The following is a 19,284-nucleotide window of genomic DNA, read 5'->3' as shown; positions in this document are numbered from 1 at the left end:
CCCCCGGAGCCTGGCCGCATGTGTCAACATCCGTCATCACGGGTGCGCCGGGGACGCGGCGCCCGGCCAGCGGTCGGGCGGCAGGAGGTTGAGGCCCGCGTCGAAATAGAGGCCGGCATCCTCCATCGAGCCCCGGCTGACCCGGGCGTAGAGGTCGGGGTGCCGCTTCCTGAGGATTTCGATGCTCCGCTTGGTGTGGCGGTAGTTCGCCTTGGCCTGCCTGGCATCGGCCTTTTCCGGGTCCTCGGGCGCGGGCTCGACCGGGGCGAGGCCGGCGGGCGGCATCTGCGGCTCGAACTGGGCCTCGGGTTCGGCGATGGAGGAGCAGGCGGAGGCGTTATCGTCCGGTTCGGGATCGGCGTCGAGCGCGGTGTCGCGGGCCTCCGCCGTGGGGCCGGCGAGGCCGCGCAGGCGGGCGATCTGGTCGATGGCGCGAAGCGCCGCGAAATGGTTCTGCTTCTCCATGGCGTCGATCAGCACCCGCTTGGCGGCGGCGACCAGCTCGTCCAGCTCGGCATGGCGGCGGGCTTTGTCGGCCTCGGTCAGCTCGACCACCCGGGCGGCGACCTCCGGCTGCTTCATCAGGCGCGAGCCGGTCTGGCGGGCACCCGCCCAGGCATAGCCGGACAGCCGCGCCGCCCCCGCATAGCCCCGGCCGGCGGCGACGTGCCGGGCGAAGGCTTCCTGGCGGTGCGGGAGAGGGGTGTAGATGGAGGGGGCGGCGGGGGCCGGAGCGGAAGCGGAAGCGGGAACTGGAGCGGGCATGACAGGGCCTTCGGAACCAGGGATGAGGAATTGGTTCCTTACCATGTTGTAGGATTTTGGTCAAGGTTTCTAGGATTGTGGGCTTATTGAGCGGTCGTGCCCAAAGCGGGTGATGGATGTTCTTCGAGTCTCGGCGTAGGTCGGCCTTCGCCCGTCAGGGCGAACGCCGACGCCCTGCATCAACGCTCCGGGCACGCTGTCGGCGTCGGCCTTCGGCCGAGGCCGACCTACGGTGCTGGTGCATCGGCAGTTTCGTTAATCCCTGCGCCGGGTCGCCGGCGTTTTCGTTTCCGAAAGTCCGTCAGCGCGGTCCCGGTCGCGCCAGGGTGCCGATGGACAAGCCGACTCCGATCAGGAGCAGCCCGGCGCACAGCACCGCGTCGAAGCGGACCGGGTAACCGAATATCCAGGCTTGCTGCTTCAGCCAAATCCCGAAGATCACGACGGTTCCCGGCCCCCATTCGCCGGTGGTGGGCAGGGCGAGCAATGGCAGAAGGACGCCCCAGATCACCAGTAGGCGGCCGAGCTTGCCCATGGCGCGGCGCTCACCCGGACTCCGCCGCGTGTGGCACGTCTTGGGGATCTGACTGCGCCGGGCGCTTGCGTTCGATCCAGAAGACGCAGGATTCCCGCTCCATCCCGTGCCGGTCCATCTCGTCCAGCAATTCGCTCAGGGAATCGCCGATGATGGTCGCGACCGCATCTTCGACCGGGTCGCCCCTGGCGTCGGACACACGGACCCCGTTCAGCCCGGCATGGTACCGGGCCGCATAGCTTTCCGATGTCGGCATGGGTCAGCCTCGCCGGATCGCGCCGGATGACGCCACCCCGGAGGGGTCCCCCCGCCGCGACGAACGAGGTCGCCGCGGCGGGGGTAACAATGACCGGAGCGCGAGCACTCCGTTTGTGCTAGGTAGTTGGTTAGCCATGGATGTTGACCTTTGACGAGAGGCATTCATGGTGAGGCCGGACCGGAGTGTTTCCAGCACCCTGGTTCGGCCGCCACGAGACACGCGTGGCGGGCGGATTTTCGATTGAATTCGCCTGAATGTCAATCTTTATGCCTGCGGCACCCTATCCACGCGGGCAAAACCTTCCGCTTTCAATACCCTCCGCGTTAACCCATGCGCCGCGTCAGGGACCCCCGGCCCTCCTGCTGAGCACCCGGTCCACTTCCTCCCTCAGGTTGCCGGGAAGGATGGGTTTGAACAGGAGCCCCGCAGGGTGATCCTGGTGGATGCGTTCCACGGTTTCAGGCTCCCGCGACCCGGTGATGAAGATGACCGGCGTAGGGCATAAGCGGTGGATCTCGATCGCGGCATCCACGCCGTCCGCCTTTCCCTTCAGCCGCACGTCCATGAGGATGAGGGAGGGGCGGTGTGTTTGCGCGAGTTCGACGGCCTTGGCGGCGGTGGCGGCAGTTCCGCAGACCCGGAGCCCCATCGACTGAAGGGTCAGGGTCAGGCTCATTGCGATCAGCTGCTCGTCATCGACGATGAGAACGCAGTCGTCCCCGTCCGTCATTGCCCGACCTCGGGCGCGGGCATCCGCACCTCGACCCTGGTTCCGCCGACCTCGGATATGGTCATTTCCCCCTCCAGCTGGACCACCAGGGCCCGCACGATACTCAAGCCCAACCCTTTGCTTGCCAACGTGGTTCCATGACTTGCCCCGCTGCTCCCGCCCCTGCCGTTATCGTGGACGGACAACAACAGTCCCCCGTCGACGCACCGCCGGAGACGGACCTGAATCTTGCGGCCGTCGCCGTCGGGGAAGGCATGCTTCAGGGCGTTCTGGACCAGTTCGGTGACGATCAGGCCGAGGGGAATGGCGAAGTCCAGGTCCACCCGCAGGGCGTCGGCCTCGATGGAGATATCGATGCCGTGGCGTGCGCCGCCGCCCAGGGTCGACAGGTTGCCCCTGAGTTCTTCGAGGAAGGGACGGATGTCGAAGGTCGCCAGATCGTCCGACGTCATCAGCTGCTGGTGGACCAGGCCGAGGGCGTTGATGCGCCGGCGGAGATCGTTCAGAAGCTCCTCGGTCGGGGACCCGTCCCAGCCCAGCGCCTGGATGGCGATCATGCCGTCGATGACCTGGAGGTTGTTCTTGACGCGGTGATAGACCTCGCGCAGCAGCAGGCTCCGCTCGTCCAGCGCCTTGCGCAACTGCCGGTTCGAGTCCTCGAGTTCCGAAGTGCGCTCGGCGACCCGTCGTTCGAGAGTCTCGTTGGCATCGCGCAGACGGATCAGCGCGCTTGCCAGCGACCGGTGGAGCCTGGCGAACTGGCCGAGAAAAAACACGAGCAGCAGGCTGGCCGAGATGAACCCGCTGAGCCGGCTCAGGTCCCAGCCGATCGTGTAGCGGGCGCCGCCGGCGACGGCCAATGCGTTGGAGGCGGCGAAGGCGACCAGGGCCAGGCCGAGCCAGCCGAACAGCGCGTTGCTTCCGCGCGTGATCCGCCAGAGCATCAGGAAGGCGGTCATGGAGAGGGCGACGGACGTCCACTGGGCCAGTTTGCCCCAGGTGGCGAAGACGTTGCCCTGGATCTGCCGGGGTATCCAGGCCTGCCCGGCCGTCGCTGCCAGCGCGAGCAGGACGACGGCCGCCAGGACGGCCGCCAGGGTGACGGCGACGGCCCGCTCCACGCGGTCGGCCGCGATCCCGCCGCTTCCCGAACGGGCCTCGGTGACCACGGCCGCCAGGACCAGGGCCGGGAATCCCAGCACCCAGGCGATGAAAAGCCATCCGACCGACTGGGGGTTCCGATCAGGGGCTCGTCCGGGATCCACGCGCCGGTGAAGGTGAGGACGTGCAGGAGCGCCATCGCCGCACTGTAGAAATAGGCTGCGGACAGCAGGAGCAGCGACCGGGAGCGGACCGCGCGGACCTGGGCGAGCAGAAGGAACGCCGTGCACAGGTCCGTGATCATCACGCCGGCCCCGAAGGTCGTCGTGATGGCCGGGAGCACCGGCCCCGGCCGGTCGGCGAACGGCAGGACCGCCAGCGTGGCGAGGATATAGGCGAGGCAGATGAGAGCGATGGTGCGCCGGGCGGACGGCGTGGCGCCTTCGCCGGAGAGCGCGCCGAGATGCCTGGGTTCCACGCTCGCGTCCACCGGTGCCCCTTTGGAATTCGTTGATGAGTGAAGGGAACGGACTGTGTCTCCGCTTCACCCTCGCGCTGCAAGGGACATTCCGGCGCGCGGGTGTTTTTTCCGGGGTGTGGCGGGGCCGTCCAGGCGGCGGGGCGCCGGCTGCCGCCTAAGGACTTGAGAAAAGGCGCCAAACTTCGCAGATTGGGCGGACGCGCGGACGACGGGTGCCGCGGCGGCCACGACGACCTGTTTGGAAGCCATGACCGAGTCCGAGCTGACACCGGAAGTCGATGCCTGGGCCGAGAGGGTCAGGGACGCCTTCCGCAACGGGGACAAGCACCCGCTGGCGCTTGCCGAGGAAGCGGTGCGGACATATCCGGGGCAATATTACCTGCTCGCCCTGGCCGCAGTCGCGGCCCTGGTCGAGGAGCGGCCCGACCGTGCCCAACTGTACCTCAAGCGTCTGAAGAAGCGGTTCCTGCTGGGGCTGGAATATCCCTTGCTGCTGGCGCTGACCCTCGATCAGCAGAAACGCCGGCCGGCGGCGCTGGATCTGCTGAAGCAGAACGGGCTGGACGACTATATCAACGCCATCCACGTCTTTCCCGCCGGGGTGTCCCTGGCCGGCTGGCTGGGCCAACGGCTGAGCGAGATCCGGGGCGACCAAGCCTACTGGAGCCCGAAACGGAAGGCGGCGGCGAAGGCGGCGGCGGCGAAACCGGCCGGGAAAGGGAAGCCGAAGGCGGCGGCCAAGGTCAAGCCGGCGGCTTTGGAGCCGGCGGCGGCGGCACCGAAGCCGGTCGCCGCCCCGGCGCTTCGGCGGATCGAGGCCGATATCCCGATCCGGATCGACTTCGCCAACCTGGGCGCGGTCGCCGGCGGCGCGCCGCCCGACTCCCTTCCCTGGTACAGGCTGCGCGACCGCTTCACCCATCTGGGCCTGCTCGGCGGGTTCGACGAACTGCTCTGCCTGCCCTACCTCCAGCATGTCGAGACCTACTGGTACCAGGTCGAGACCGCCCGCAAGGTGCTGAAGCAGTTCCACGGCCGGGTGCTGCTGGCCGACGAGGTCGGACTGGGCAAGACGGTCGAGGCCGGCATGGTGCTGAAGGAATACCTGCTGCGCGGCATGGCCGACCGGCTGCTGGTGCTGGTCCCGCCGTCGCTGGTCGGCCAGTGGCGCGAGGAGCTGGAGACCAAGTTCGGGATCGAGGCCGCGACCACCCACGACCCGCTGCTGCGCGAGGACCCGGAACGCTTCTGGGCGCAGCCGAGGCTGGTGGCGTCCATCGCCGTGGCGCGGCGCAAGGAGAACGCGGCCCTGCTGGGCGCCATCAAGCACGACATCGTCGTGGTGGACGAGGCGCACCACCTGAAGGACCGGTCGAGCCAGGGCTACAAGCTGGTCGACAGCCTGCCCAAGCGATTCCTTCTGCTGCTCTCGGCCACGCCGGTGCAGAACAGCCTGATCGAGCTGTACAACCTGCTGACCCTGCTGCAACCCGGCATCTTCAAGACGCAGAAGGAATTCCGCGCCGCCTACATGACGCCGGGCAAGCCGCGCCTGCCGGTCAACCAGGAACGGCTGCGCGACCTGATGCGCCGTGTGATGATCCGCAACACCCGCGCCGTGGTGGCCCTGCGCCTGCCGCGCCGGCACGCCACCACCGTGCGGGTCGAGGGCGGGGCGGACGAGCGGGCCTGCTACGCGGAGCTGAACCGGCTGGTGCGCGAGGCCGCCGCGTCGGAGACCGGGCGCGACCGCCTGGCCTTCCGCCACCTGCTGAGCGCCGCCGGATCGTCCCCGGCGGCCGCCGCGGCGGCGGTAGGCCGGTTCGCTGGGCGCCGGCCCCGCGGACAGGCGGCGGACTGGGCCGCGCTGGCCGAACGCTACGCGGCGATCCCGTCGGGCGGCAAGGAAGCGGCCCTGATCGACCTGCTGAAGCAGAACCCGGCCGAAAAGAAGCTGGTCTTCGTCCATCACCGCGACAGCCTGGCCAGCCTGGCGGACCTGCTGGGCGGGCACGGCATTCCCTTCGCGCTGTTCGAAGGGGGGCTGTCCGGGCAGGCCAAGGATGCCGCGATAGCCGATTTCCGGGATCGCGTGCCGGTGCTGCTCTCGACCGAGTCGGGCGGCGAGGGGCGCAACATCCAGTTCTGCAACACGCTGGTCAACTTCGACATCCCGTGGAACCCGATGGTGATCGAACAGCGCATCGGCCGCGTGGACCGCATCGGCCAGCAGCGCGAGGTGTTCATCTTCAACCTGGTGACCCGCGGCACCCTGGAGGACGAGGTGCTGCGCATCCTGGACGAGAAGATCAACATGTTCGAGCTGGTGGTCGGCGAGGTCGGCGCCATCCTGGGCGAGATCGACGAGGAGCAGGACTTCCCGGAGCTGATCATGAGCGCCTGGCTGGAAACGACCGAGCCCGGCCGCGCCGAGGCGCTCGACGCGCTGGGCCGCCGGCTGTCGGAGGCGCGGAGCGGCTATGACAGCACCAAGCAGTTCGACGACGAGCTGTTCGGCGAGAACTTCGAGACGGCGTGAGGGGGCTGATTTTGCGGATCGGGCTTTCGGGGATCGGAAATGGCGGGGATGGGAAATGGGTGAGCTGCAGCGGTTCGTGGCTGATCTCCTGGAGGAGACCGGCGCCGTCGTCGAACCGGTCGAGCCGGAGGGGCTGGACGTGCTGGCCCCGCCGGAGGTGCAGCGGACCCTGGACGTGCCGGAGGCCGCCCGCCTCGGCTTCGCCGGCGAGCTGCCGCCCGATGCCCGGCGCGTCGGGCTGGAACCGGACTGGCTCGACCGCCTGGGCCGGCTGCTCGGCGAACATGGCCGCCACGCCCGCCTGGTCGCGGCGCCGGAGATGCCGCCGCTGAACGCCCCGGAACGGATCGTCGAGCACGGGTTGCAGCTCCAGAACGCGACGTGGCGCCTGATCCGCGTCAGCCCGGCCTGGACCCGCTACCTGCTGCTGACCTTCCGCTGCACCGCCCTGTCCGACGAGAAGCGCGACAGCGTCCTGCGGCTGGGCTTCAACCTCGCCAACGGCAGCATGCTGGACGGGATGTTCGGCCGTCTGTGGCAGCGGCTCGCGGAACGTATCGAGGAAGGGGCGCCGCAGGTCCCGCCGGGCACGGCGCTTCCCGCAGACTGGCCGGCGGAGGTGCTGGCGGAGCGGCTGGAGCGGATGGCGCCGCCGCGCATCCAGGCCCTGATCGAGCCGTTCGTGCGCGGCATGAGGCGGCGTTTCGAGCGCGATGCGGGCAGGCTCTACGACTACCATGACGGGTTGCGGCGAGAGGCGGCCAAGCGCCTGTCGGCCCTGCCCGCCGACGGCGCCCTGACGCCGCGCCCCCTGACGCCGCGCCAGGAGGCCGAGAAGCGGCGGGAGGAGCAGCGGCTCGCCGCCATCGGGCGGGAGTACGAGTCCAAGATCGCCGACCTGCGCAACCACTACGCGCTGGCCGTGACGGTCGAATGGGTGCAGAGCCTGGACCTGGTCATGCCGGTGCAGCGTTTCGAGATCCAGGTCCGCCGCCGCAAGGGCGAACGGGTGATCGCGCTGGACTGGAACCCCCTGACCCGCCAGCTCGACCAAGCGCCGGACGAGTTCGCCTACGGCACCGCGGACGCCCGGCTGGTGTGCGACGAGGCGCTCCACCTCGTCAGCCCGCCCGGGCTCGCCCCCTGCCCCGCCTGCGGCAAGGAATATTGCCGCGCCTGCCACCCCGGCGCCTGTCCGAAATGCGGGCATCGGGAACGGCGCGCGGGGCCGGGGGAACGGCTGGCGGCTGCCGCGGCCGGGTGACGGGGCGGGGCAACGGGACGGAAATGGCACCATTGCCGCCAAGGCGGGGTCAAAATCTTTACGGGATGGTCCCATATATCGAGTGAACAGGGTGTGGTCCCGCCGGAACGAACCGGTCGGACGGTGCCGTCCAGACCGCGAGTGCGTTGAGTCGACATGCTGAGCCTTTCCGAAACCATCCCCGATCGCCGGGCCATTGTCTCCAAGCGGCGCCTGGTCGCCGAACTCACGTCCCTGGCCGAGCAGCACGGCACCGGCGCGGCCTTGCGCACCCATACCCTGGCGGCGCTGCGCAAGGCGCTGGAAGAAGGTCGCGCCGAGGTTCGGCGGCGGCTGGAAGCGGGGGGCACCGGCACCGACTGCGTGCGCCAGAACGCCTACCTGACGGACCAAGTCATCCGGGCGCTGGCCGAGCATACGTCGGGCTGCATCTTCCCCGTCGCCAACCCGACCTCGGGCGAGCATTTCGCGCTCGTCGCGACCGGCGGCTACGGGCGGGGCGAGATGGCGCCGTTCTCGGACGTGGACCTGCTGTTCATGCTGCCCTACAAGCGGACGCCGCGGGTCGAGCAGGTGTTCGAGTACATGCTCTACATGCTGTGGGACCTGGGGCTGAAGGTCGGCCATGCCGTCCGCTCGGTGGACGAGTGCATCCGGCAGGCCAAGGGCGACGTGACGATCCGCACCAGCCTGCTCGAGTCGCGCTTCCTCCACGGGGAGGAGAAGCTGTACGCCGAGCTGCGCCGCCGCTTCACCAAGGAGATCGCGACCGGGACCGGCCCCGCCTTCATCGAGGCCAAGCTGGCCGAGCGCGACGCCCGCCACCGCCGGCTGGGCGACAGCCGCTACGTGCTGGAACCCAACATCAAGGAGGGCAAGGGGGGGCTCCGCGACCTCCAGACCCTGTTCTGGATCGCCAAATACTATTACCAGGTGGACGACGTCTCCGACCTGCTCCAGAAGGGCGTCCTGCTGGAGGAGGAAGTCGCCAAGTTCGCCAAGGCGCAGGACTTCCTGCTGACCGTGCGCTGCCACCTGCACTACATGGCCGGACGGGGCGAGGACAGGCTGACCTTCGACGTGCAGGCCGACATCAGCCGGCGGCTGGGCTATGTGGACCATGCCGGGCTGATCGGGGTCGAGCGCTTCATGAAGCATTATTTCCTGGTCGCCAAGGACGTCGGCGACCTGACCCGGATCTTCTGCGCCAACCTGGAGGCGGAGGCCAAGCGCCAGCCGCGCTTCAGCCTGCTGCGCATCGCCCTGGCGCGCAAGGACATCGAGGGCTTCCTGCTGGACGGCGAACGGCTGAACGTGCGCTACGACCGGCAGTTCAAGGACAACCCGGTGGACACGATCCGGCTGTTCCACGTGGCGCAGGTCAACGGGCTGGACATCCACCCCAACGCGCTGCGGGCGCTGACCCGCGCGCTGGGCGCGGTGGGGCCGAAGCTGCGGGCCGACCATGATGCCAACCGCCTGTTCCTGGAGATGCTGACCTCGCGCAAGGACCCGGAGGTGCCGCTGCGCCGGATGAACGAGGCCGGCGTTCTGGGCCGCTTCGTGCCCGACTTCGGCCGGATCGTCGCCCAGATGCAGTACGACATGTACCACGTGTTCACCGTGGACGAGCACACGCTGTTCACGCTCGGCATCCTGCACGATATCGAGTCGGGCGGGCTCAAGGCCGAGCTGCCGCTGGCCAGCGAGGTGATCCACAAGCTGGTGTCGCGCCGGGCGCTGTACGTCGCCATGCTGCTGCACGACATCGCCAAGGGGCGCGGCGGCGACCACAGCGTGCTGGGCGCCAAGGTGGCGGAGAAGCTGTGCCCGCGCCTGGGCCTGAGTGCCGAGGAGACGGAGACCGTCGCCTGGCTGGTCCGCTGGCACCTGACCATGTCGGACGCCGCCTTCAAGCGCGACCTGGAGGACGACAAGACCATCCGCGACTTCGTCGAACTGGTCCAGTCGCCGGAACGGCTGCGGCTGCTGCTGGTGCTGACCACCGCCGACATAAGGGCGGTCGGCCCCGGCCGCTGGAACGCCTGGAAGGCGACCCTGCTCGCCGAGCTGTACCACCGCGCCGAGGACCTGATGTCCGGCGTGGTCAGCGCACAGCGGCGCGAGCGCCGGGTCAACGCCGCCCAGACGGCGCTGCGCGGGCTTCTGACCGACTGGAGCGAGGCCGAGATCGAGAAACACCTGGCCCACGGCTATCCGGCCTACTGGCTCAGCTTCGACCCCGAGACCCACGCCCGCCACGCCCGGCTGATGCGCAACGCCGACCGGGACGGCGCGCCGCTGACGGTGGACACCCGGATCGACCGGGGCCGGGCGGTCACCGAGGTGACGATCTACACCCACGATCATCCGGGGCTGTTCTCGCGGCTGGCCGGAGCCTTCGCGCTGGCCGGAGCGACAATCCTGGACGCCAAGATCTTCACCATGACCAACGGCATGGCGGTGGACGTCTTCTCCGTGCAGGATGTCGCCGGCGGGCCGTTCGACAGCGGCGACAAGCTCGCCAAGCTCGCGGTCATGATCGAGCGGACCCTGTCGGGCCAGCTCCGCCCCTTGCAGGAACTGGCGAAGCGCAGGCCGGCGCTGAACAACCGCACGCGGGTCTTCAAGGTGCCGCCGCGGGTGCTGATCGACAACAAGGCCAGCACCACCCACACCGTGATCGAGCTGAACGGCCGCGACCGGCCGGGCCTGCTGTACGACGTGACCCGGGCGCTGACCAACCTCAGCCTCCAGATCTCCTCCGCCAAGGTCTCGACCTATGGCGAGAAGGCGATCGACGTGTTCTATGTGAAGGACGTGTTCGGGCTGAAGATCTCGCACGAGAGCAAGCTGGCCCAGATCCGCGAGAAGGTCCTGACCGCGCTCAGCGACCCGATCGCCGAGGCCCAGGCGGACAGCGGCAGGTTCTCCGCGGCGGAGCGCAGCCGGGCGCGCTCCCGGCAGAAGAAGCCGGCGGTCCCGAGGCGCAAGGCCCCGGCCGAATCAGCGGCGGAATGACGCGGCCCGCCGCCCTGCTGGCCGTCCTGCTGGCCGCCGTCCTCCTGGCGTCCTGCGCCGTCCCGACCCCCAACGTGGAGGTCAAGGGCGGCAGCGCCAGCCCCACGCGCTGGCGGGTCGGCATTCCGTTCTGAATGTCGTTTTTCGGCAGACTCGTCTTTTTTGCCGCGGATGAACGGCGTCCGCCTGCTGATGATGGCGGTCCGGCAGCTGAACCGGGACCTCGTCCAGCGCGGAGTCCTGCTCGAACAGGCGCTGCACCGGTCGGAGGGCGACGGGCTGGTCACAATGGTGACGGTCGAGCCGCCGGCAGCGGCACGACGGCGCAGTGATCGCCGGCGTTCCGCAACTGTTCCGTTTTTTCCTTGTTGATCAGCGCCGAAGACACCTAATATTCGTGTCGGGAAGAGACCGGTCGCGCGGTCGGTCCCGGTGAATTCGATTATGAATTCGGCGTCGATGACTCGGGAGTGTGCCTGGCATGACGACACTCAAGGAATTCGAGGAAGCATTGCGCGAGCAGGGGATGGACTCCGCCCTCGCCATCCTGGAAAAATTGAAGGACCGCGACCGCGCGAAGCGGTCCGTGGCGCCGGCCCGGCGAGTAACGGGCCGCAAGATGACGCCCGAACTGGCGCGCGAGATCCTCGATCTCCATGAAAAGACCAAGATGACGCAGCAGGAAATCGCCTTCAAGGTCGGGGTCAACCAGGGCCGCGTCAACGAGGTGATCAAGCGCGGCAAATGGCTGAGCGGCGATCCCCAGGCACCCGAGGCGCTGGACCGCGAGGCGGCGCTGGACCGGGCGGCCAGGGGCATCGGCAAGGCGGCCAAGCCGGAGAAGGCGCCCAAACCGGACAGGGCGCCCAAACCGGAGAAGGCGGTCGCCGCGAAGAGGAGTGCGCCCCGCAGTAAGGTCGATCCCGGTTCGAAGCTGGCGGAGGCGACGCGCGACGTCCGGCGGGCTGCCGCCAAGTCCCCGGAAAAGCCGGTCCAGAAGCTCAAGCAGGACGAGAAGCAGCTGGTTCTCGGCGATCTGTGAGGGTACCGGCGGGGATACGGGTTAGGACCGCTTCGGGAGGGAACCGCAGCGCACCATCGGCGTTTTGACGCCGTTCCAACTGGTGCGCGTCGCGCGGAGGCCGTCATGAAGTATTCTGTAAGCTGCAAGCTGGGTTACGACATCGAGGAAGAAACGGTCTGCTTCTTCAACCTTCAGCCCGCGCAGTTCGACCGCCAGGTGATCCTGGGCGAGCACCTGGACCTGGACGGCGGACGCGAGATCGACCGCTTCACCATGGGTGAATCCGGCAACCGCTTCTTCAAGGTCGTGGCCCCTCCCGGCAAGCTGCTGGTGCGGTACCGGGCCGAGGTGGACCTGGATCCCCTGGTCGAGGACCCCGCCGGCATCGGCCAGGTGGCGCCGATAGACCTGCCGCTGGACGTGCTGCCGCACCTGAATCCGTCGCGGTTCTGCCAGTCCGACCGCCTGCGCGCCTTCGCGTTCCGGCAGTTCGGCGAGTTCGCTCCCGGCCACCAGCGGGTCACGGCGATCTGCAACTGGATCCACGACAACCTGGAATACCTGCCGGGAAGCTCCCACGGGACGACCTCGGCGGTCGATACCATCATCGACCATGCCGGCGTCTGCCGCGACTTCGCCCATCTCGGCATCACCCTGTGCCGGGCGATGGACATTCCGGCGCGCTATGTCAGCGCCTACGCGTTCCGGCTGGATCCTCCCGACTTCCACGCCACCTTCGAGGCCTTCCTGGGCGGGCGCTGGTACCTGTTCGACGCGACCCGCAAGGCGGCGCTGGACGGGCTGATCCGCATCGGAGTCGGCCGCGACGCCGCCGAGGTGTCGTTCTCGTCCTTCTTCGGCAAGGCCAAGCCGGACGAGATGGAGGTCGCCATCAGCTCGCCCGGCCGCGGCACCGACGGGGACCTGACGACCGACGCCGTGAGCCTGTCGGAGCGCTGAGGCGGGACCCCGGCGGCCAATGCAATGTTTCGGCCGGGACACTTCAAGGGCTCGGCACAGTGTTTTCGATGGGTTTATCGTAGGTCGGCCTCGGCCGAAGGCCGACCTACCGCACTCCGCTCCGCCGAACGTCATCAACGACACCGTGCGGAACCACCAGAATCGGGCCGGGTTCATGATGTGACGCCCTTCAGTCGGGAACGCTGGCCTCGATCACGTCCATGTCGTCGTCGGAGAAGCCGAAATGGTGGCCGATCTCGTGGATCAGGACATGGCGGACCAGATGGGCCAGATCCTCGCCGGTCTCGCACCAGTAGTCCAGCAGCGGCCGGCGGTAGAGATAGATCATGTCCAGGTCGCTCGGCGTGGCGGTGACGCTCTTGTGCGCCAGGTCGACGCCCCGGTAGAGGCCGAGCAGGTCGAACGGCGACTCCAGCTCCATCTCCCGCTCGGTCTCCTCGTCGGGGAAATCCTCCACATGGATCACCACGTTGCCGACGAAACGCAGCAGTTCGGGCGGGATGGTCCGGAGCGCCTCGTCGGCCAGCGCCTCGATGTCGGCGATGGTGGGGGCATTGATTTGCTTGCTCATGGGGGCGCATTCTCCTGATCGACCGCTGGAGATCATACGACAAAGAGGGAGGCTGAATATGGTCGAGAAACTGGTCGGCGCCAGACGTCAATCGGCACTTGCGGAGCTTCACGGCTGGTCGGAGGTGGAGGATCGCGACGCGATCCGCAAGACCTATCATTTCCCCGATTTCGCGACCGCCTGGGGCTTCATGACCCGGGTGGCCCTCAAGGCGGAGAAGATGGACCACCACCCGGAATGGTTCAACGTCTACAACCGGGTCGAGGTGATCCTGGCCACCCACGATGTGGAGGGACTGTCGGAGCGCGACGTGGAACTGGCCCATCACATGGACGGCATCGCGCTGGAACACGACCGCTGAGCGCGGCGGGACGGGACGGACCGCCGGTCGGCTCCGTCCCGCCGGGACGTCACTTCAGAGCCTTCAGGAACTCGATCAGTTCGTCCTGCTGCGCCTTGTCGGTGATGGCGACGTGGCGCATGCGGGTGCCGGGAATGAAGGCGTCGTTGCCCGCGATCCATTTGCGCAGGGTTTCGTCGTTCCAGACCACGCCGGACTTCTGCACCGCCTCGGAATAGGCGAAGCGCGGCACCGCGCCCGCCTGGCGGCCATAAACGCCGATCAGCGTCGGGCCGAAAGCGTTGGACGAGGTGTCCAGCGAGTGGCAGCCGGCGCATTGGCGGAACGGATGGCTGTCCGGGACGGACTTGGTCTGCGCCGTCGCCTGTCCTGCGGCGAGGGCGCCTGCAAGGGCCAGCATCAATACCGGCAGTTTACGGGCCAGTAGTCTCATGGTGTTCGCCTCTGTTCAACAGGGCTGCCGCGGCCGGCCCCATTCCGGCACCCCACCGCAACCCTGGCCCGCGCACTATAGGCGCGGGCGACGGGGCCGGATAATAGTACCATTGATGGAAGGGTTATTATGCCGCGCCCCCCGTGCGGAGTCCCGTCGGACGGGCCTTATGGAAACCCGGGCAAGGAACCCGGAGCCGTCGCCGCTGTTGGTGGCCGATGTTCTTCGTATCCTTGAAAGATCTCCCATGCCCGTAAGACTGAAACCCGTGGAAGACCAGGTCATCGTCATCACAGGCGCCAGCAGCGGCATCGGGCTCGCGACCGCCCGGATGGCCGGCAGGCGCGGCGCGCGGCTGGTCCTGGCGGCACGCGACGAGAACGCATTGCGCGAGGTCGAGGCGGACATCCGGCGCGACGGGGGTCGGGCGGTCTTCGTGGTGGCCGACGTCGCCGACGAGGACGCCATGAACGAGCTGGCCGGGACGGCGCTCCGCGAGTTCGGCGGGTTCGACACCTGGGTCAACAATGCCGGCACCTCGATCTACGGCAAGGCCGAGGACACGTCGATGGAGGACCAGCGGCAACTGTTCGAGACCAACTACTGGGGCACGGTGATCGGCTCGCGCATCGCCGCCGCCCGGTTCCGCCGGCACGGCGGCGCCCTGGTCAACGTGGGCAGCGTCCTGGGCGACCGGGCGGTGCCGCTCCAGGCGACCTATTGCGCGACCAAGCACGCGGTCAAGGGCTTCACTAACGCGCTGCGTATGGAACTGGAGGCCGAAGGCGCCCCGGTCTCCGTCACCCTGATCAAGCCCGCCGCGGTCGATACCCAGCTGGAGGAGCACGCGAAGACCCTGATGGGCTCGGAGCCGCTCAACCCGCCCCCGGTCTACGCGCCCGAGGTGGTCGCCGAGGCCATCCTGCACGCGGCCGAACATTCCGTGCGGGAACTGACCGTCGGCAGCGGCGGCAAGCTCGCCTCCCTGTCGGAGGCGCTGGCGCCGCGCCTGACCGACAAGTTGATGAGGTCGGCGGCGATCGGCTGGCAGCGGAGCGGCGGCCCGCTTCGCCGCCGGACCGACAACCTGTACGGCCCGACAGGGCGCGACGGCCGCGAACGCGCCGGCCGGCACAGCGTGGTCCGGGAGCGGAGCTACTACACCACGGCCGCGATGCACCCCATGGCGGCCGCCGCCCTGGTCGCCGGCGCGGCCGCGCTGGGCGCCCTCATGATCGGCGGCGGGCGCCGGCTCCGCCACCGGGACTTGGGGTACGACTGAGGCCCAGGCTCCGGGGCCCCGGCTCAGCCGTCGCCCAGCGTCAGCAGCGAGGCGTTGCCGCCGGACGCGGTCGTGTCGATGCTGACGACCCGCTCGGTCGCGAACCGCTCGACGCCTTCCGCGAGCGTCGCCAGCGGCACGCGCCTGCCGTCCCGCTCCGCCAGCGCCCGGCGCAGCGGGACGGCCTCCGCGTCGGTTCCCTCGAAGGCGACCACGCCGAGATCGGGGAAGATCCGGAGCGTTTCGGCGGCATCGGCGACCGTCACCGCGGCGGCCACGCCGTCGGGAACGCCGACCTTGCGCAGGGCCGCGACGACGGCACCCGCCGCGGGGTTGTTCCCCGCCAGCGCCGCCGCGTTGCCGGCGGCCAGCGCCAGGAACGCCTGGGCCACCAGGGCGCCGGCGGGGTCCGCGCCGCCGCCCGGAGACCTTCCCGGGTTCCCTCCCAGGCACAGGGCGATGCCCCGGCCGTGCAGGGCCAGGTGGTTGCTCTCGCCGGTCGGGCCGGGCAAGGGCTCCGCCGCCGCGAAGGCGGGCGAGGCCGCCGCCAGCGCCGCCTCGGCCGTCGGCCGCAGCGCCTCCGGCAGCAGGGTGACGGCCCGCCGCAGGATCACGGCGCGGTCGGTACGGGCGTCCCAGTCCGGCCCGGCCAGCCGGGCGGCCTCGGCGAAGGCGGCGGGATCTCCAGCCCCCCCGCCCAGGCCGGCCGGCGGGACGAAAGAGGCGGCCGAGGGCATGGACGCCGGAGCGGGACGGGTGAAGCGGGCCAGGTAGTGCGGCCCGCCGGCCTTCGGCCCGGTGCCGGACAGGCCCTCGCCGCCGAACGGCTGGACCCCGACCACGGCGCCGATCTGGTTGCGGTTGACATAGATGTTCCCGACCCGGGCGCGCCGGCAGATCGCCTCGATCCGGTCGTCCAGGCGGGAATGGATGCCCAGGGTCAGGCCGTAGCCGCGCGCGTTGACGGCATCCACGACCCGGTCGATCTCGTGCGCCTCGAACGGGACGACGTGGAGCACGGGGCCGAAGATCTCCCGCTCCAGCGCGTCGAACCGGTCGAGGGCGATGGCAGTCGGGGCGACGAACAGGCCGTTCCCGGCGATCCCTTGCAGCGGATGGCGGAACAGCACCCGCCCGGCCTTCCCGAAGCTCCGGCAATGGTCCTCGATGACGCCCAGCGCCTCCGCGTCGATCACGGGGCCGACATCGGTCGCGGGGTCCCACGGGTCGCCGACCCGCAGTTCCATCGCCGCCCCTTCGAGCATGGCGAGCAGGTGGTCCCGGATGTCGGACTGGACGAACACGGCGCGGAGCGCCGAGCAGCGCTGGCCGGCGCTCTGGAAGGCGGAATTGACGATGTCGCGGACCGCGTGCTCGACCAGGGCGGTGCTGTCCACGATCATGACGTTCAGGCCGCCGGTCTCGGCGATCAGCGGCGCCCTGGCCGATCCGTGGGCGGCCAGCGCGCGGTCGATCAGGATGGCGGTCCCGGTCGAGCCGGTGAAGCAGACGCCGGCCGTGCGCGGATCGCCGGTCAGCGCCGCCCCGACCACCGCGCCGTCGCCGGGCAGCAGGGCCAGGACGTCCGGCGGCACGCCGGCCTCCAGCATCAGCGCCACCGCCCGGGCCGCGATCAGGGGCGTCTGCTCGGCCGGCTTGGCGATCACGGTGTTGCCGGCGACCAGGGCCGCGACCACCTGCCCGGTGAAGATCGCCAGCGGGAAGTTCCACGGCGAGATGCAGACGAACGGTCCCAGTCCCTGTCCCTGCCCCTGCCCCTGTCCCTGTCCCTGTCCCTGCGATCCGGCCGGCAGCCGCCGCGCCCGGGCGGCGTAGTAGCGGCAGAAATCCACCGCCTCGCGTACCTCCAGCACGCCGTCCATGCGGGTCTTGCCGGCCTCGCGGGCCAGGATCGCCATCAGCTCGAAGGTGTTGGCCTCGTAGAGGTCGGCGATGCGGTCCAGGATCGCCGCGCGCTCGGCCGGGGTCCGGTCGCGCCAGGCCGGGAAGGCGGCGGCCGCGACGTCGAGGGCGCGGTCGGCGGCTTCCTTGCCGGCCTGCCGGACGGTGCCGACCCGGTCCGTGCGGCAGGCCGGGTTCAGCACCGGCACTTCCTCCCCGTCCAGGACGGAGCCTCCGACCAGGGGCGCCGCGGTCCAGCGGGCGGTGCGGAACGGCGCCATGCCGGCTTCGACCCGGGCCGCCATGACGGGGTTGTTGAGGTTCCAGCCGGCCGAATTGCGCCGTTCGCCATTGAACAGGTCGGGCGGCAGCGGGATCTTCGGGTTCGGCACGGAGGGTGCCGCCTCGGTCGCGGCGATGGGGTCGCGCACCAGCACTTCCGGCGGCACGTCCTCGTCCAGGAGTTGGTGGACGAAAGAGGAGTTGGCGCCGTTCTCCAGCAGCCGGCGGACCAGGTAGGCCAGCAGGTCCTTATGGACGCCGACCGGCGCATAGATGCGGCACGGCCGCCCGGCCTCCTCCAGCAACTGGTCGTGCAGCGCCTGGCCCATGCCGTGCAGCCGCTGGAATTCGAACCCGCCCCCGTCGTTGCCGGCCATCTCCAGCACCGCGGCGGCGGTCTGGGCGTTGTGGGTGGCGAACTGGGGATAGAGGCGGTCGCGGTTGTCCAGCAGGAACCGGGCACCCGCGAGATAGGAGACGTCGGTCGAGGTCTTGCGGGTGAACACCGGATAGCCCGGCAGGCCCAGCATCTGGGAATTCTTGATCTCCGAGTCCCAGTAGGCTCCCTTGACCAGCCGGACCGCCAGCTTGCGGTCGAGCCGGTCGGCCAGCGCCCGGACCCAGCGCAGGACCGGCAGGCACTGCTTGGAATAGGCCTGGACTACGACGCCGAAGCCTTCCCAGCCCGCCAGTTCGGGCGATTCGAGCACCCGCTCGATCACGTCGAGGGACAGGGGCAGCCGGTCCGCCTCCTCCGCGTCGATGTTGAAGCCGATATTGGCGTCCCTGGCCTTGACCGCCAGGGCGTGCAGGCCGGGCACCAGCTCTTCCAGGACCCGGTCGCGCTGGGTAGCCTCGTAGCGCGGGTGGAGCGCCGACAGCTTGACGGAGATGCCGGGGTTGTCGTGGACAGGTGCCTTGGCGTCGGCGTGGCGCGCGATGGTGTCGATCGCGGCGGCGTAGCTTTCCCAGTAGCGCCTGGCGTCCGGCCCGGTCCGCGCCGCCTCGCCCAGCATGTCGTAGGAGAAGCGGTAACCCTTGGCGCGCCGCGAGTCGCCGCGCCGGATCGCCTCCTCGATGGTCCGGCCGAGCACGAACTGCTGGCCCATGACCTTCATCGCCTGGGCGACCGCGGAGCGGACCACCGGCTCGCCGACCCGCTGGACCAGACGGCGCAGGGTGCCGGCGACCTGCGGACCGGCGGGAGAGTCGTTGCGGAAGATCCTGCCGGTCAGCATCAGCGCCCAGGTCGAGGCGCTGACCAGCAGGCTGTCGGTCTCGCCGGCATGCTTCGACCAGTCGGCTCCGCCGATCTTGTCGCGGATCAGCGCGTCCAGGGTCGGCGCGTCGGGCACCCGGAGGTAAGCCTCGGCCAGGCACATGAGCGCCACGCCCTCGTCCGTGGACAGGCCGTACTCGGCGAGGAAGGTCTCCATCAGGTTGGGAGTGGGATCGGTGCGCAGGCGGCGGACGATCGCCTCGGCCCGGTCGGAAATCCTGCGCCGGGCGGCGCGGTCCAGCCGGATCGCCTCCATGCGTTGATGGACGGTAGCGGCTTCGTCGGCGAAATAGGACCTGTCGATGTCGTCGCGCAGCACTGCCGGATCCATCGCTACCGCACTCCCTGTAAGTCAAGCTGTAAGTCAAGAACTCGATGACCTGGATTATCCCAGACCGGCAGTAGCCATAGGCTCCGATTTTGGCGGAATTTCAGCCATAATGCCTGCCCTGGCGGATTCGGCAGGCGAAGTGG

16 protein-coding genes are annotated in these 19,284 nt (G+C 69.3%); 8 read left to right on the top strand and 8 right to left on the bottom strand.

Going from position 1 to position 19,284, the window contains the following annotated elements:
- Positions 1–36: 36 nt before the first annotated feature.
- The 5 genes from DPR14_RS26470 to DPR14_RS26450 form a co-directional block, all read right to left on the bottom strand.
- Entirely contained in the window at positions 37–765 is a 729-nt protein-coding gene (locus DPR14_RS26470; RefSeq protein WP_192499180.1) for a terminase small subunit, read from the bottom strand.
- Positions 766–1,066: 301 nt separating this feature from the next.
- Positions 1,067–1,300, bottom strand: a complete 234-nt coding sequence (locus tag DPR14_RS26465) for a hypothetical protein (RefSeq protein ID WP_158047812.1) — start codon at positions 1,298–1,300, stop codon at positions 1,067–1,069.
- A 10-nt stretch (positions 1,301–1,310) separates the two neighbouring features.
- On the bottom strand, positions 1,311–1,556 hold the full coding sequence (locus DPR14_RS26460; RefSeq protein ID WP_158047811.1) for a hypothetical protein: 246 nt from the start codon (positions 1,554–1,556) through the stop codon (positions 1,311–1,313).
- A 343-nt stretch (positions 1,557–1,899) separates the two neighbouring features.
- Positions 1,900–2,289, bottom strand: a complete 390-nt coding sequence (locus tag DPR14_RS26455) for a response regulator (protein ID WP_158047810.1) — start codon at positions 2,287–2,289, stop codon at positions 1,900–1,902.
- Entirely contained in the window at positions 2,286–3,491 is a 1,206-nt protein-coding gene (locus tag DPR14_RS26450; protein ID WP_192499179.1) for a sensor histidine kinase, read from the bottom strand. Before DPR14_RS26450 ends, DPR14_RS26455 begins: the two co-directional genes overlap by 4 nt.
- 627 nt (positions 3,492–4,118) lie before the next feature.
- Here DPR14_RS26450 and DPR14_RS26445 point away from each other — a divergent pair.
- The 6 genes from DPR14_RS26445 to DPR14_RS26425 all read left to right on the top strand — a co-directional run bounded on the left by DPR14_RS26445 (position 4,119) and on the right by DPR14_RS26425 (position 12,679).
- On the top strand, positions 4,119–6,410 hold the full coding sequence (locus DPR14_RS26445; protein ID WP_158047808.1) for a DEAD/DEAH box helicase: 2,292 nt from the start codon (positions 4,119–4,121) through the stop codon (positions 6,408–6,410).
- A 55-nt stretch (positions 6,411–6,465) separates the two neighbouring features.
- The gene (locus DPR14_RS26440) at positions 6,466–7,674 is read left to right on the top strand and encodes a hypothetical protein (protein ID WP_158047807.1); all 1,209 of its coding nucleotides are present in this window, start codon (positions 6,466–6,468) and stop codon (positions 7,672–7,674) included.
- Between the two features lie 156 nt (positions 7,675–7,830).
- Entirely contained in the window at positions 7,831–10,695 is a 2,865-nt protein-coding gene (locus tag DPR14_RS26435; protein WP_158047806.1) for a [protein-PII] uridylyltransferase, read from the top strand.
- Complete coding sequence (locus DPR14_RS27635; protein WP_192499178.1) at positions 10,692–10,829, top strand: hypothetical protein; 138 nt, start codon at positions 10,692–10,694, stop codon at positions 10,827–10,829. The genes DPR14_RS26435 and DPR14_RS27635 overlap by 4 nt, the downstream gene beginning before the upstream one ends.
- A 347-nt stretch (positions 10,830–11,176) precedes the next feature.
- Entirely contained in the window at positions 11,177–11,737 is a 561-nt protein-coding gene (locus tag DPR14_RS27920; protein ID WP_211103880.1) for a hypothetical protein, read from the top strand.
- A 105-nt stretch (positions 11,738–11,842) separates the two neighbouring features.
- A complete protein-coding gene (locus tag DPR14_RS26425) occupies positions 11,843–12,679 on the top strand; it encodes a transglutaminase-like domain-containing protein (protein ID WP_158047805.1) in 837 nt (278 codons plus the stop codon).
- Between the two features lie 190 nt (positions 12,680–12,869).
- On the opposite strand, the gene DPR14_RS26420 is transcribed toward DPR14_RS26425, so the two are convergent.
- Positions 12,870–13,271 carry a metallopeptidase family protein gene (locus DPR14_RS26420; RefSeq protein WP_158047804.1) on the bottom strand — a complete coding sequence of 134 codons (402 nt, stop codon included), beginning with the start codon at positions 13,269–13,271 and terminating at the stop codon, positions 12,870–12,872.
- 58 nt (positions 13,272–13,329) lie between these two features.
- Between DPR14_RS26420 and DPR14_RS26415 the strand changes: the two genes are divergently transcribed.
- Positions 13,330–13,632 (top strand): 4a-hydroxytetrahydrobiopterin dehydratase, encoded by a 303-nt coding sequence (locus DPR14_RS26415; protein WP_158047803.1) that lies wholly within the window; start codon positions 13,330–13,332, stop codon positions 13,630–13,632.
- A gap of 49 nt (positions 13,633–13,681) precedes the next feature.
- Here the strand turns inward: DPR14_RS26415 and DPR14_RS26410 are convergent, their stop codons facing one another.
- Positions 13,682–14,065 (bottom strand): c-type cytochrome, encoded by a 384-nt coding sequence (locus DPR14_RS26410; RefSeq protein ID WP_158047802.1) that lies wholly within the window; start codon positions 14,063–14,065, stop codon positions 13,682–13,684.
- Positions 14,066–14,312: 247 nt separating this feature from the next.
- On the opposite strand from DPR14_RS26410, the gene DPR14_RS26405 reads away from it, so the two are divergent.
- Positions 14,313–15,347 (top strand): SDR family oxidoreductase, encoded by a 1,035-nt coding sequence (locus tag DPR14_RS26405; RefSeq protein ID WP_158047801.1) that lies wholly within the window; start codon positions 14,313–14,315, stop codon positions 15,345–15,347.
- Positions 15,348–15,370: 23 nt separating this feature from the next.
- On the opposite strand, the gene putA is transcribed toward DPR14_RS26405, so the two are convergent.
- Positions 15,371–19,141, bottom strand: a complete 3,771-nt coding sequence (gene putA, locus DPR14_RS26400) for a bifunctional proline dehydrogenase/L-glutamate gamma-semialdehyde dehydrogenase PutA (protein ID WP_158047800.1) — start codon at positions 19,139–19,141, stop codon at positions 15,371–15,373.
- Positions 19,142–19,284: the final 143 nt, after the last annotated feature.

Source organism: Skermanella pratensis, from assembly GCF_008843145.1.
In the GTDB taxonomy this organism is placed as follows: Bacteria; Pseudomonadota; Alphaproteobacteria; order Azospirillales; family Azospirillaceae; genus Skermanella; species Skermanella pratensis.
This window is presented reverse-complemented; position numbering and strand designations above follow the sequence as displayed.